At 63.0% G+C, this 13,268-nt stretch carries 12 protein-coding genes and 1 pseudogene; 3 read left to right on the forward strand and 10 right to left on the reverse strand.

The features are described 5' to 3' along the window. Positions 1-13: 13 nt before the first annotated feature. From AC0L2A_RS12190 to AC0L2A_RS12200, 3 genes are all read right to left on the reverse strand, one after another. Entirely contained in the window at positions 14-1,249 is a 1,236-nt protein-coding gene (locus AC0L2A_RS12190) for a phosphotransferase enzyme family protein (RefSeq protein WP_473608993.1), read from the reverse strand. Between the two features lie 85 nt (positions 1,250-1,334). Continuing rightward, on the reverse strand, positions 1,335-2,003 hold the full coding sequence (locus tag AC0L2A_RS12195) for a haloacid dehalogenase type II (protein ID WP_473608994.1): 669 nt from the start codon (positions 2,001-2,003) through the stop codon (positions 1,335-1,337). A 192-nt stretch (positions 2,004-2,195) separates the two neighbouring features. After that, positions 2,196-3,281, reverse strand: coding sequence for a LysR family transcriptional regulator (locus AC0L2A_RS12200; RefSeq protein WP_473608995.1), 1,086 nt, complete (start codon positions 3,279-3,281; stop codon positions 2,196-2,198). On the opposite strand from AC0L2A_RS12200, the gene AC0L2A_RS12205 reads away from it, so the two are divergent. Genes AC0L2A_RS12205 through AC0L2A_RS12215 form a run of 3 tightly spaced genes read left to right on the forward strand, consistent with a single transcriptional unit; the run spans position 3,168 to position 6,025 of the window. Beyond that, positions 3,168-4,313: a four-carbon acid sugar kinase family protein gene (locus AC0L2A_RS12205; RefSeq protein WP_473608996.1), complete on the forward strand. Its 1,146-nt coding sequence runs from the start codon at positions 3,168-3,170 to the stop codon at positions 4,311-4,313. The two genes, AC0L2A_RS12200 and AC0L2A_RS12205, sit on opposite strands and share 114 nt — an antisense overlap. Before the next feature lie 3 nt (positions 4,314-4,316). Beyond that, the gene (pdxA, locus tag AC0L2A_RS12210; protein WP_473608997.1) at positions 4,317-5,330 is read left to right on the forward strand and encodes a 4-hydroxythreonine-4-phosphate dehydrogenase PdxA; all 1,014 of its coding nucleotides are present in this window, start codon (positions 4,317-4,319) and stop codon (positions 5,328-5,330) included. Then, positions 5,327-6,025 carry a 4-hydroxythreonine-4-phosphate dehydrogenase gene (locus AC0L2A_RS12215; RefSeq protein WP_473608998.1) on the forward strand — a complete coding sequence of 233 codons (699 nt, stop codon included), beginning with the start codon at positions 5,327-5,329 and terminating at the stop codon, positions 6,023-6,025. The genes pdxA and AC0L2A_RS12215 overlap by 4 nt, the downstream gene beginning before the upstream one ends. Before the next feature lie 108 nt (positions 6,026-6,133). Here the strand turns inward: AC0L2A_RS12215 and AC0L2A_RS12220 are convergent. From AC0L2A_RS12220 to AC0L2A_RS12250, 7 genes and pseudogenes are all read right to left on the reverse strand, one after another. Continuing rightward, positions 6,134-6,335: pseudogene (locus AC0L2A_RS12220) on the reverse strand (ISAzo13 family transposase); the annotation flags it as partial. A gap of 13 nt (positions 6,336-6,348) precedes the next feature. After that, the gene (locus AC0L2A_RS12225; RefSeq protein WP_473609000.1) at positions 6,349-7,803 is read right to left on the reverse strand and encodes an aldehyde dehydrogenase family protein; all 1,455 of its coding nucleotides are present in this window, start codon (positions 7,801-7,803) and stop codon (positions 6,349-6,351) included. Further along, complete coding sequence (locus tag AC0L2A_RS12230; protein ID WP_473609001.1) at positions 7,800-9,074, reverse strand: NAD(P)/FAD-dependent oxidoreductase; 1,275 nt, start codon at positions 9,072-9,074, stop codon at positions 7,800-7,802. Before AC0L2A_RS12230 ends, AC0L2A_RS12225 begins: the two co-directional genes overlap by 4 nt. Positions 9,075-9,135: 61 nt before the next feature. After that, a complete protein-coding gene (locus tag AC0L2A_RS12235; RefSeq protein ID WP_473609002.1) occupies positions 9,136-10,269 on the reverse strand; it encodes an alanine racemase in 1,134 nt (377 codons plus the stop codon). A gap of 55 nt (positions 10,270-10,324) precedes the next feature. After that, the gene (locus AC0L2A_RS12240) at positions 10,325-11,191 is read right to left on the reverse strand and encodes a GNAT family N-acetyltransferase (RefSeq protein ID WP_473609004.1); all 867 of its coding nucleotides are present in this window, start codon (positions 11,189-11,191) and stop codon (positions 10,325-10,327) included. A 253-nt stretch (positions 11,192-11,444) separates the two neighbouring features. Next, positions 11,445-12,752, reverse strand: a complete 1,308-nt coding sequence (locus AC0L2A_RS12245; protein WP_473609005.1) for an NAD(P)/FAD-dependent oxidoreductase — start codon at positions 12,750-12,752, stop codon at positions 11,445-11,447. Positions 12,753-12,956: 204 nt separating this feature from the next. Further along, on the reverse strand, positions 12,957-13,268 hold a 312-nt coding region (locus AC0L2A_RS12250; RefSeq protein ID WP_473609007.1), incomplete at its 5' end, for a zinc-binding dehydrogenase.

The following is a 13,268-nucleotide window of genomic DNA, read 5'->3' on the forward strand; positions in this document are numbered from 1 at the left end:
GAACCGAGATGCGTTACGGCTGAAACGACGAGATTGCCGCCAGGACGGCTGCCTCGCCCGATGCGACACCAAGAGGCGCCAGGATGGAAAGTCCGTGCTCGGCACGCGAGACATTCTTTTTGATGTATTGGGCATCGGCCGGAAAAAGGTGGGACCGCCAGTAGTTGACCAGGATCAACGCGCTTTGTCGCGCCCGCATCAGTCCGACGAGCAATTTTGCTTCCAGTGCCGAAAGTGCAATGACAGAGGCATAGCCGGCAATAAGATGCTCGGCTCCACCCAAAGGAAGTGTCGAATCCCCTACGACGTGACTTGCTGCGATCGCCAGGTCCTGGATCCTGGGACTCCAGCAGCCATCGCCGAAATCGATGAAACCCATTCCCTGGCCAGTCACCATCATATTGAATGGGCTGGGATCATTATGAGTTACCTGCCACGCCACGTCAGAGATTTGTGGCTCAACGAACTCCGCATACTCCGCCATCGCGACGCGTACGCCCTCGGCAATGCTCAGGGATGGCAGGTATTGCTCCAGTTCCATCAACCTCGACCAGCAACCGATGTGCCAAAGAACGGGACGGTGAGCCGCGGGCACACTGACCAACTCAAGAGCCAGGTCCAGCCGGGCGAGAGCACTGCCGGTTCGAAAAAGCAGGTCGGGAGTTGGCGTCGCCTGGTGCAGCGGAATGCCCTCGATCCGGGTCTGCAAGTACCCGCATGTCCCCTCTTGCTCGAACATCCCCTCTTGCTCGAACATCAACGCGCCGCTGGTCGTGCGGAGCACTTCGGGTGCGACGAAGCCGGTGAACCCTTGCAATCCGGCCATGGCGGCGGTTTGAAAACGAAAGCTGTCGACCGCCTCTGCTGTTGCCGACGTCTTCAGGATCAACCGGCGGCCATCCAGCAGGTTGACGTCAACGGTGCGCTCAACCTCGGAGGACAATGTCGCGATCGATCCCGTCAATCCATAGTGGCGCTTCAGCAGTGCCGCCGACATGTCCGGTTCGGAAGCGCCCGGCCGCATCGCCAGGCTTGCGGCGGCAGCGCGAAAATAAGCTTCGGTTGAAGCTGCCGCGTAAGCCAGATGATCGCATCCTGCCGTCATGGAGCCATCGAGCTGACCAGCTTCTTCATCGGGGGCCAGATCACCATAAGCGCCCAATTCGAAAGATCCTCGCCTGTTGGGGAACCGTTGTCCTTCATGCTTCGACAGATGGAGCGCTCCAGCGATGACGCCCTGCAGTTCCATTTCTCGCGGTGTTTGAGACGGCGCCGCTGGCCGCCCTCGCAAAATGGGCGCAGTGCTCTGCGGGTCTCCGGCCTGTCCTCGCCCCTCAGAGTCCGAAAACGCCGGGCAGCTGCGTCACATCGCGGATTTCGGTGTATTCGTAAAAGGGATTGGCCGGCTCGTGGCCGCGGTTGACCCAGACCTTGCTCTTGATCCCCAGATCATAGGCGGACATCAGGTCGTGGCGGAACGACGAGGACACATGGGTGATGTCCTCCGGGCCGCAACCCAGCGTGTCGAACATGTACTCGAACGCCTTGAAGTGCGGCTTGTAGGCACCCGCCTCTTCAGCGGTCAAGACGGCATGAAACGGCGCACCGAGCCTTGCCACGTTCGACGGAATCTGGGCCACCATTGAGTTCGTCAGGGTGACCAACGGAATTTCCTTGGCCAGCTTGGCCAATCCCTCGGGGACGTCGGGATGCGGCCCCCAGATCGGGATGCGGTTGTAGATCGTTTCGGCGTCTTCGGCACGGAATGCGACGCTGTTGCGGCGGCAGGTGCGTTCCAGTGCGTTGTGAACGACATCTGCATAAGGCTTCCAGTCCTGCAGCACCTCATCGAGGCGATAGCCCTGGAAGTTTTTGATGAATTCGTCCATGCCCGGCCCATCCAGAAGATGACCGAACAAATCCCTGGCGGCGTCCGCCATCTGGAAATTGATGAGCGTGCCGTGGCAATCAAAAGTCACGTATTTCGGCCGGAAGCGATCCATGTCCCTGGTTCCTGTCAATCTGCCCTATTGCCCGAGCATAATCGCAGGCGTTTGGCAGAATGTGCCGCAATGCATGGTCATTCAGCAGAAGGCCCTCAGGTCGACCGCCAAACCAGCACGCCCTTTGGCAGTGCTGTCTCTTTCGCCCCGCCTGAGCCGATACGGGCGCAAAGGCGACCTTATTTTCCTGGTTTAGCTGTTCTCAAGCACCTGCCGCTTGAACGATGTCTCGGACTCGGCGGTCAGCCAATCGCGCAATGCGGCGAGGCCGGTTGAAACAATGACCGACTTCGGATGGATCAGGCCGTAGTCCGTCCCGTCGCGATCAAAGCCGAGTGGTGCTTCCAATCGCCCATTCGCGACGTCGTCCGCTGCAATCGCCTGGGGGGCAAGAGCAACGCCAAGACCACCCAGGGCGGCTTCTGCCATCAGGAAATGATGGTCCAGCAATCGGGTCGTTCGAGGACGCGGCGCATCCATGTGCGCGTCGAGCCACGCTTCCCAGGCATCCGGTCGCGTCCGTGATCCGAGCGCCACATAGTCGCCACTCTCGAACCGCTTGCGCAGGGATGGCAGCATGACCGGACCAACCCGCTCCGGCATCAGCCTGATGATGGTCCATTCCGGGTCCACCAGAAAATCGAGTCGGCGGATCGCAAGCGTCACCCGGTCACGCGCGAAGTCGAGCCCTCCGCCGCCGGTTGACAGATGCACCTCGACATCCGGGTATCGATCCTGAAACCCAGACAGACGCGGGATCAGCCAGCGCATCGCCAGCGAGCGCTCGCAGGACAGGATGATCGGAATGGGCGTCGAGCTGGATCTGATTTCTGCCAAGGCATCAGTGATTAAATGGAACGCCTTGCCGGTTGCCTCCGCCAGCTTCGCGCCATCGGAGGTCAGACGCACCCCGCGCCCGTCCGCTTCGAGGAAGCGCAAGCCAAGATCGGCGGCCAGTTTGGAGACGCGGCGGCTGACTGCACCATGCGTCAGAGCGAGTTCGGCAGCCGCAGCACGCACAGACCCCAGACGCGCCACTGTTTGGAAGGCGCGCAGGTCGTCGAGCGAAGGTACTTCAGAGCGCTTCATTGGTGATTTCATATCACCATAAATCGTCAGTTCATATCGATATTCGGTTCCGATCGTTCTGCTATTCTCACCAACATGAAGCAGACCACATCTCTCCTGATCGGGATAGTCGCCGACGACCTGACCAGTGCTACCGACGGCGCGGCGGCCTTTCTCGCGAGCGGCTATGCACCTGTGATCAAGCGACAAGTCGACGGCGCGGAGAATGGAGCTATCACTTCGATTGATACGAACAGCCGCGCCTCCGACATCTGGCAGGCGACAAGGGCTATCGCCGACGCCGTGTCGGCCCTCTCGCATGCCCGCCTTCTGTTCAAAACGATCGATTCGACCCTGCGCGGCCATATCCGCGAGGAAGTGGCCGCCGCCTTTCGCGCCAGCGGCCGGAGCAGGCTTGTCATCGCTCCAGCCTTTCCCGCAGCGGGGCGGCTCACCGTCGGCGGGATCCAGACGGTGAACGGCATTTCCGTGAGTCAAAGCGTCTACGGCCGTGATCCAGTCCACCCCGCAGGCACCTCGGACATTGCCGATCTGGTCGACCCGTCCCTGGGGAAACCGATCATTATCGCCCCAGACAGTTCCGGCGATGCGGCGACGAACGCATCCATTCTGATCCTCGACGCCGACAGCCAGGACATACTGAACCGACAGGTCGCCAGCATCCCCGATCCTGAGACTGTTCTTTGGGTGGGCTCTCCTGGTCTCGCCATCGCGCTGGCATTGCTGGTCCCTGCCGTGCCGGATGGACGCCCGGCAACCGGCCAAGCCGGGCGGGTGGTGATCGTCGCAGGAAGCGCCAATCCGGTGACGCGCGCCCAATGCGAGACCTTGCAGGTGCAAGGCGTTCCCGTCGTCGGCGACCTGGCCGACCTCCCCGGCGACGCCCGTGTGATTTGTCTTCGGGCACCGCTGCAACGGCAGGAGAATGCCAGCGCGGTGATGACGAACCTCGCTGGACAAGCAGCCGCAGCGGTTGCCCGGCGCGACTATGACGCGGTGATCGCCACCGGCGGCGAGTCGATGGCGGCGATCCTCGACCGCCTCGGCATCATCAGGTTCCTTCTCACCCGCGAGTTGGAGCCCGGCTTTCCGGTCGGCCGCGCCGAACGGGCGGATGGAACGCCGCTTACCATCGCCATGAAGGCGGGAGGCTTCGGCTCACCCTCGGCACTCCTTGATGCCGCCCGCGACCTGCTGGCAAACCGCTTCCTGAAAGGCTGATTCATGACCGCCCATGACGCTCCTCTCGCCGTGACCATGGGTGATCCCTCCGGGATCGGCCCCGAAATCATCGCAAAAATGTATCTCCGTCGACCGGACAAGCGACACTGGATCGTCGTCGGTGATCCGCTGGTGATGACCCACGCCCTTTGCGCGCTCGATCCTGATGTGCGGGTCCGGCCGATCGCTTCCGTCGATGAGACCGTGCTCGATGACGGAACCCTCAACGTGCTTTGCTCCTCGCAGCTTTCCGCCCTGCCACCGGTCAGCCAGGTTTCGGCCGTCAGTGGACGCGCGGCGTTCGACGCCATCGTTGTCGCGATCGGACTGGCGCGGGACGGTTGGGTGGGCGGCATCGTAACGGCGCCCATTCACAAGGAGGCGCTCGCAGCAGCCGGTCTGCACTATCCCGGCCACACCGAAATCCTGGCTGATCATGGCGGGGCTCCCAAGGTCGCCATGATGCTGGCGAACGAGGACATTCGCACGGTCCTCGTCACCATCCATTGTTCGTTGTCCGAGGCGATCCGCAAGGGCGATTTCGCGGCGCAGATGGACGCCATCCGGTTGGCCGATGCCGGTGCGCAGGCGCTCGGCATCTCCCATCCGCGCGTCGCCGTCGCCGGCCTCAATCCGCATGCCGGCGAAGGCGGTCTCTTCGGAGACGAGGAAATCCGCATCATCCGGCCGGCGATCGAGGCGGCCCGTGCCGAAGGGATCGACGCATCCGGCCCATGGCCAGGCGACACCGTGTTCATGCAGGCCCGCAAGGGCCGTTTCGACATTGTGGTCGCGCAGTATCACGACCAGGGCCTCATCCCGGTCAAATATATGGGCCTCGACCATGGCGTGAACGTCACGCTGGGCCTGCCATTCGTGCGTACCAGCCCCGATCACGGCACCGCCTTCGACATCGCGGGGTCTGGCGTTGCCGACCCCTCCAGCCTGGAGACCGCCTTCGACTTCGCCCTTAGGCTGAAGGCCTCCCTCCCGAACCAGAAAGCCGTCACCCCATGACCCAATTCGACTTCATCTTCATGCTGACACGCAACGACCGCACCGTGACCGACGCCGCCGTCCACGCCGAAACGGCGCTGGGGGCCGGAATCCGCCACGTCGGCTTCAAGGACATCGGCCTGCCGCTCGACGCGCTCGCCGCCCTCGCCCGCCAGATCCGCGAGGGCGGAGCCAGCACCTATCTCGAAGTTGTATCGCTCGACCGCGACAGCGAGATCCGCTCGGTCAAGGCGGCGATCGACCTCGGCGTCGACTTTCTTCTCGGTGGCACCCATGCCGAGGACGTGCTGCCGCTGCTGGAAAGGACGCCCATGCGCTACTATCCGTTTCCGGGTCGCATCGTCGGGCACCCGAGCATTCTCCAAGGATCGCAGGCCGAGATCGTCAAAAGCGCCGTCGCGCTCGCCAGCCATCCCGGTGTCGCCGGTCTCGACCTTCTCGCCTACCGTTCGGCAGGCAATGTGCCGTCTCTGATCGACGCTGTGTGCCGGGCCGTGCCCAAGCCCGTAATCGTCGCGGGATCGGTGGACCGGCCGGATCAGGTCGAGACAATTCGCAACAGTGGCGCAGCGGGATTTACCGTCGGCACCTCCGCGCTGGACGGCCGGTTCCCGGCAGAGGGCCCCGCACTGGAATTCCAGCTGCGGGCGATTTCGGCGTGCCTCGAAGGACATCAAGAGAGCGTGGGAGATTAGTCCTGGTCAAAATGATCGCCAATTGAACTCAGCACGGCAGAGCTTCGAACGATCGAGGAAGCTCCGGGCCAGAGTTCTCTGCCACTACATTCGATCGCATAGACAAACGCCCTGTCGACGCACCTGCCCGCGCGCCGTCGCAACATCGAGGTCTTTGATGCCACGCCCGATCGTCGAACGGGCCAGACCGGTGATCTCAGACACCACCGCAAGCCCACAACCCGCAGCACGAGCCTCACTCGCAGCGAATACCCGGCGGCCACGCTCGTCCGCTTCGAGCGGTCCGCCTCCACCGCTGCTCGATTGCCAGGCGAAGATGTCGCCTAGAAATAGCCGAGGATGGATTTGACCTCGAGATACTCCAACATGCCTTCGATGCCATATTCGCGTCCGTTTCCGGACTGCTTGAAACCGCCAAACGGGGCGTGCGGATCCCAGGCCGGGTAGTTGAGATGAACCTGACCGGCGCGGATCCGCGAGGCGACGTCCCTGACGGCGCCCATATCCGTGCCCTGCACATGGGCCCCCAGGCCGTAGACCGTATCGTTGGCGATAGTGACGGCCTCCTCGACTGTGTCGTAGGGGATGATGCACAGAACTGGCCCAAAAACCTCTTCCTGGGCAATGCGCATGCCTGTGCGCACGTCGGAAAAGATGGTCGGCTTGACATAGAACCCGACGCTCAGATCGTCCGCGCGACCCGACCCGCCGGTGAGGAGCCTGGCGCCCTCTGAAATGCCGACGCCGATCATGGTTTGGATGCGGTCGAACTGGGAACGGTTGGCGATTGCACCGTGAGTGGTGGTTTCCGAAAGCGGATCGCCGACGATGATCTGGGCTGCGGCCCTCCTGGCGATTGCCTCGATCTCGGACAGCCGCTCGCGCGGCACGATCATGCGCGTCGGCGCGCTGCATGACTGGCCGAGATTGCGGAAGGCGGCGGCTACGCCCCGTGAAACGGCACGGTCGAGATCGGCGTCGGGCAAAATCACGTTCGGCGACTTGCCGCCGAGCTCCTGTCCGACGCGCTTGACCGTCGGCGCGGCGGCCTGGGCCACCGCGATGCCGGCACGGGTCGAGCCGGTAATGGAGATCATGTCGACATCCGTGTGCGAAGCGAGAGCCATACCCACGCCCGGGCCGTCACCATTGACGAGGTTGAAGACACCGGCAGGGAAGCCGGCTTCCTCAATCGCCTCGGCGAACAGCAGCGCGTCCAAAGGAGAGAGCTCGCTTGGCTTCAGCACGACCGTGCAGCCTGCGGCGAGCGCCGGCGCAACCTTGGCGGTGATCTGGTAGAGTGGCCAGTTCCAGGGCGTGATCAGCGCGCAGACACCGATCGGTTCGTGGGTGACGGCGGTGTGGCCGCGCTGCTCGACGAAGGGGAAGGTTTTCAGGACATCGCGAGCGACCTGCACATGGGCGATCGCCAGCGGCACCTGCGCGGTGCGCGCATATCCGATCGCCGCGCCCATTTCGAGGCTCAAGCATTGCGCAAGCAGTTCATTGCGCGCTTCGAGCAGCGCCTGCAGGCGATCAAGCAGACCCGCGCGGTATTCCGGCCTGGTACGGCTCCAGGTGGCGAACGCCCGGCGGGCCGCTGCAACGGCCGCGTCCACATCCCAGCTGTTTCCGAGCGGAAACCGGGCCACGACCTCTTCGGTGGCGGGGTTCACCACGACGCCTTCGGCGGTGCCCTTCGGCTCGACCCATTGACCGTCGATGAAGAACTTGTCCAGGCGGCCGTTGCGGGACAGGTGTTCGAGGGGCGAAATCATGTGACAAGGTCCTTCATGCGGTAATAGGCACCGAGGATCGGCAGGAACCAGGGACGCCCGAAATATCCAGGGATCGCCGGCCAGTCGAAATCCTTCCAGGGGTTCAGGTCGGGACGCCCGTCCATGACATCGGCCATGATGCTGCCCATCAGCGTCGACATATGGGTGCCGTGGCCGCTATAGCCCATCGAGTAGTAGATTCCGTTGCGCTCCCCGGCGCGCGGCAGGCGGTCGCGGGTCATGTCGACCATGCCGCCCCAGCAGTAATCGATGCGGATGTCGGCCAGTTCCGGATAGACCTCGACCATCGCCGCTTTCAGGATCCGGCCGCTCTTCTCGTCGGACTGCGGATTGGATACTGCAAACCGGGCCCGCCCGCCGAACAGCATGCGATTGTCCGGGGTCAGCCGCCAGTAGACAACGAGATTGCGCGTGTCGACGACATTGCGTCGGGTCGGCATGAGGCGCTCAAGTTGCGAAGGCGACAGCGGTTCCGTCACGACCAGGAAGGCGCCGACCGGCACGATCCTGCGGCGGATCCATCCGAGCGGACCGACCTGGGAAATGCCGCTCGCCAGCAGGACCTGCCGCGCGACGATCTTGCCGCGCGGGGTCTCGACCTCATGCCCGTCGGCGACCTTGCGCAAAACCATGACGGGGGCGTTTTCATAGACCTCTGCGCCCCGCCGCGCCGCCGCGGTCGCCAGCCCCCTGACGAACCGGCCGACATGCATGCTGGCGCTCTTGGGAAACAGCAGCCCGCCATAATAGCGGTTGGTGCCGACTTCGTCTCGCAGGTCGGCGCGCGCGATCATCCTCGTTCCGGGATCGACATTGGCCGCCAAGAGTTCCTGGCTGCGCGCCAGCATGTCGTAGTGCTCGGGCTTGGCGGCAAGCTTCAGCTTGCCGACGCGGGAGAAGCTGCAGTCGATCTTTTCTTCCTGCACCAGCCGCTCGACCATATCGACGCCGGCGTCGAAAGCCTTGTAGAGCGCGTTTGCGGCCGGCTTGCCGTGCTTGCCGGCCATGATTGCATAGTTCTGCGCAAAACCGTTGTTGCACATGCCGCCATTGCGGCCGGATGCGGCGTTGCCGATCGTTTCGGCCTCCAACAGTGCAACCCGGGCGCCCTTTTTGGCGAGGGCCAACGCGGCGGAGGATCCAGTCAAGCCGCCGCCCACAATCGCTACATCGTAGTGGCCTTCGAGCGGTTTGGACGCGCCCTCGTTGAACGGCTGAGAGGTGTCCAGCCAATAAGATGTAAGCTTCATGATTGCACGACCAGTGCGTCAGTTTGCATGGGCGCCATGCAAAGCGTCGCGATTGCAGCCCCTACCATCCGCGGATCCGCTCCCAACGGGCTTCGATCCGGGGACTGTCCCCGTTGACGACGCTGTAGAAGTGGTGCTGGGCGGCCATCGCGCAGGCATGGTTGGGCAGAATCCGGACCCGAGCCCCGAGCGGCAAATCGGGCATGGACTTTCCAGAACCGGCACGAATGGCGAGGATACCGTGTTCCTGGCTGGCCTGCGCCACGATCACATCTTCAAGCACCCGCCCCTTTTCATCGCAGACGACACCGTAACCCTGGTCGACCTGCTGGTTTGCGGTTCCGCGGTCGCGCGAAAGCGCCATCCAGCCCGCGTCGACCAGCACCCATCCCTTTTCCGGCTTGGCGCCGATCACCGTGGCCAACACTGAAATCGCGATGTCGTCGATGGCACAGACCCCTACTCCGTGCTGGACGAGGTCGAAGAACATGTAGACCCCGGCGCGCAGCTCCGTGACGCCTTCGAGGTTCTCCGCAAAGTGCGCCGTCGGCGTCGAGCCGAGGCTGACGATCGGGCAGGCATGGCCGTGGGCGCGCAAAGTTTCGGCGGCGCGCACGGTGGCCGAACGCTCGTCCTCGGCTGCCTTGACCAGCGCATCGGGCGTGCTCAAGCCATAGGACTCGCCGGCATGGGCGAGGACGCCGACCAGGTTGGCGCCGGCTGCGACGATCCTGTCGGCCACATCGAGCAGCTTGGGATCGTCCGGCTTCAATCCGCCGCGATGGTCGTCGCAGTCCAGTTCGATGAAGACGGACGGCGTCACACCGGTGGCTTCGCGTACACCGGCCAGGGCGTCGGCCTGCTCCACGCAATCGAGCAACAGCTTCACATCGGCGCCGGTGCGGCGACAAAGCTCCATGGCGCGGACGGCCGACGCCGGCGACATGCCGACCGCATAGGTGATGTCGCGAAAGCCGTGGCCGGCGAAATACTCCGCCTCGGCGATGGTCGAGACCGTGATCGGACCGGGTTCGCCGGGGAACACATGTCGGGCGACGTCGATGCTTTTGGCCGTCTTCATATGCGGGCGCAGCACCACGCCAAGCTTTCCGGCATGCTCGGCCAGACGCTGGATGTTGCGCTCGAGCCGGCCCCGGTCCAGAAGCAGCGACGGGGTGATGAGGGCGTCGATCATTTGGACCGCCTCACGGATATCTACATTCGTATCCATCGCTCTCCTACCTCATTCCTCAACCGAACGACTGATTTGCCAAGGCATACATGCGGGCCGTCCCGTCTGAGACGGGCCGTCGCCCCTTGACCATCGCGATCACATCCCCGACACGCGCGAGGCCCAGGCTCTCCAGCCAGTCGCCCAATCCGTGTTCGGCATAGACGTCGATGCGCACGAACTGGCCGTGAAGCGTCGCAAGCTGGGCCAGGATCAGAAGCCGCGCGTCTTGGGCGCTTTCAGCAGCAACAGGGCCGACCACGTAGCCGCGGCCGAACCGCCTGGCGATGGCGTAGCCTGCAATACGCCCCGCGCGTTCGATGACCAGAACATTGCCCGCATCAGCGAGGGCAGCCATCATCGACGGCCGGGGCATGCCTGTCGCCCGTTCGTCGAAGGCCTGGATTGCCGCGAGGTCAGAGGCCGTCGCCTGGCGGATGTCGTCGCGGGTACCCTGCGTCACGGCGACGGTCAGCGGGCCCTGGTGCTGAACCACCGTGCCCCAGGCTGTGAAGCCGCGTCGCTTGTAGAGCCCGAGCCCCTCTTCCGTCGAATTGAGCAGCACGTTGCGCCCGTCCGCGGCCTGAAGCAACCCGTCAAAGAGCCGGGAGCCGTTGCCGCCGCCTTGCGCCGAGCCAGTGACTATGATCATCCCGGCAGTGGCATAGGCCTGTCCGTAATTCCAGGACATGGCAGTGCCGATCACCTGTCCTGCCCGCTCGAGGACCAGCCCAGTGCCGACCGTCACGGCAAATTCCCAGTCCTCCTGGCGATAAGGCCAGCCCATCTCCTGCGACAGCTTCAGCGCGCCCGGCACATGGCGGGTCTCGAATTTCATCAGCTCGGTCGGGACGCTGACGCTATCCCTGTCATGATCAACGGCCATAGGTGCAACGCTGTCGCTTGATCCAAAGTCACATTTGTAGTCGGACCTTAGAGTGGCGTCCGGCGGGCAGATTTCGCTGCTGTTATGCCCCTTCAATTCAGCGGGATCATTCGTTTTGAGCCGTCCGTCGGCATGCCATATGGCGCAAATCGGGCGAGGAACGCGGCAAGACCACTCGGGCGTCGTCAGGCGAGGTGCAATGCAGACCTCAGCGGCATCTTTCGGTCGCAGCCTGCCACGCGCCTGACCAACGTCAATGCAATTTGAGACGCGGACGGACAACCCGGTTGACATGGCCGACCAGGATTAGAGCCAGGCCCTTGATCCAGCCATGTATGGCCACCAGGTGCATGCGGTACAAAGACACGTAGATCATCCTGGCCAGCCGCCCCTCGATCGCCATCCGCCCTCCGACGAGGTTTCCCATCAAGCTGCCGACGGTGGAAAACCGGCTCAACGACACGAGCGAGCCCTTGTCCCGATAGACAAATGCTTCCGGCGTTTCCCCGGCAATCAAGTGAAGAATGTTGCGATAAGCGATCGATGCCATCTGGTGGGCAGCCTGAGCGCGTGGCGGCACCGGGCCGCCCGCCCCTTCCGGCTTGAAAAAGCAGCAATCGCCGATAGCGAAGATGCGCTCGTCCCGGCTCGTTTGGAGGGTGGGAAGGACGACAAGTTGCCTGCTGCGCGCCACCTCAAGTGCGTCGAGCTCTCCTAGAATATTTGCCCCCTGCACGCCTGCAGCCCAGACGCAGATATCGGCGTCTATCTGCTCCCCGTTGGCACACCTCAATCCCTTTTCGGTTGCTTCGGATACTGCTGTCTTTGCGAGCACCCGGACGCCGAGGGCTTCAAGTTCCTGATGCGCGGCCTTTGCCAAAGCATCTGGGAGAGCCGGAAGAATCCGCGGCCCGGCCTCTACCAAAGTGACCCGCAACCGGGTCTCGTCGAAGACTTCCAGGCCATAATGTCTAAGTGATGATGCAGCATTGTAGAGTTCGGCAGCGAGCTCGACGCCCGTTGCACCGCCACCTACGATAGCTATGTCAACAAAGCGGTCGTCGGTTGGATCAGCTGACATTGTCCTGGACACTCGAAGACAATGATTCAACAACTTCAATCGAAAGCGATCCGCTTGATGACGGTCTTCGAGGAAAAGGCAATGATCCTTGACTCCGGGAGTGCCGAAATCGTTTGAAACCGACCCGATCGCGATAACGAGGTAGTCGTATCGGAGCCGATGTCGACCGACCAGCTCCGACCCGTCATCGTCGAATATCGGCGCCACTGTGACCTGCCGCGCGGCGCGATCGATGGACTCCAGCGACCCGTAGAAGAAGCGGTAGCCCCAACGGTGCCCGTGGCCGCGATAGCCCACTTCGTCCAGATTTGCGTCGAGTGATCCGGCCGCGACCTCATGGAGCAGCGGCTTCCATACATGGGTGTGGTTACGCTCGACAAGAATGATATCGAAATCTTTGCGGCCGAGCCGTGCTCCGAGCCGGCGCACGAGTCCAAGGCCTCCAGCCCCACCGCCAACGACGACTATTTGAGTCTTCATTCGTGCTTGCCCGGTCTCGTTGAGGAATGCTCCTTAACACGACTACCCGCTGTCAGAGGCGCCAGATGGCAATCTAGTCCTGGATTCGACAGCCCTGAACGATAAAGAAGCGTCATCATCACCCTCACGAATTCAAAAATCGCCCTGTTCCGGGTTTTCACGCCGCGGATGGCGAGCCGTGGAGTCCAGCCCCCAAGGCTGCCCTCACCAATCCATCACCACCTTGCCGGAATTGCCGCTCTTCATCGCCTCGAACCCGGCCTGGAAGTCGTCCACGCCGATGCGGTGGGTGATCAGGCCACTGACATCGAGCGGCCCCTGCACCAGCGCGATCATCTTGTACCAGGTCTCGAACATTTCGCGGCCATAGATGCCCTTGAGATGCAGCATCTTGAAGATGACCTTGTTCCAGTCGATCTCGAAGCCGGTCGGCGCGATGCCCAGAATGGCGATCTTGCCGCCATTGTTCATGGTGTCGATCATGTCGCGGAAGGCGGGTGCGGCACCCGACATTTC

It is taken from the genome of Mesorhizobium sp. WSM4844 (genome assembly GCF_055811775.1).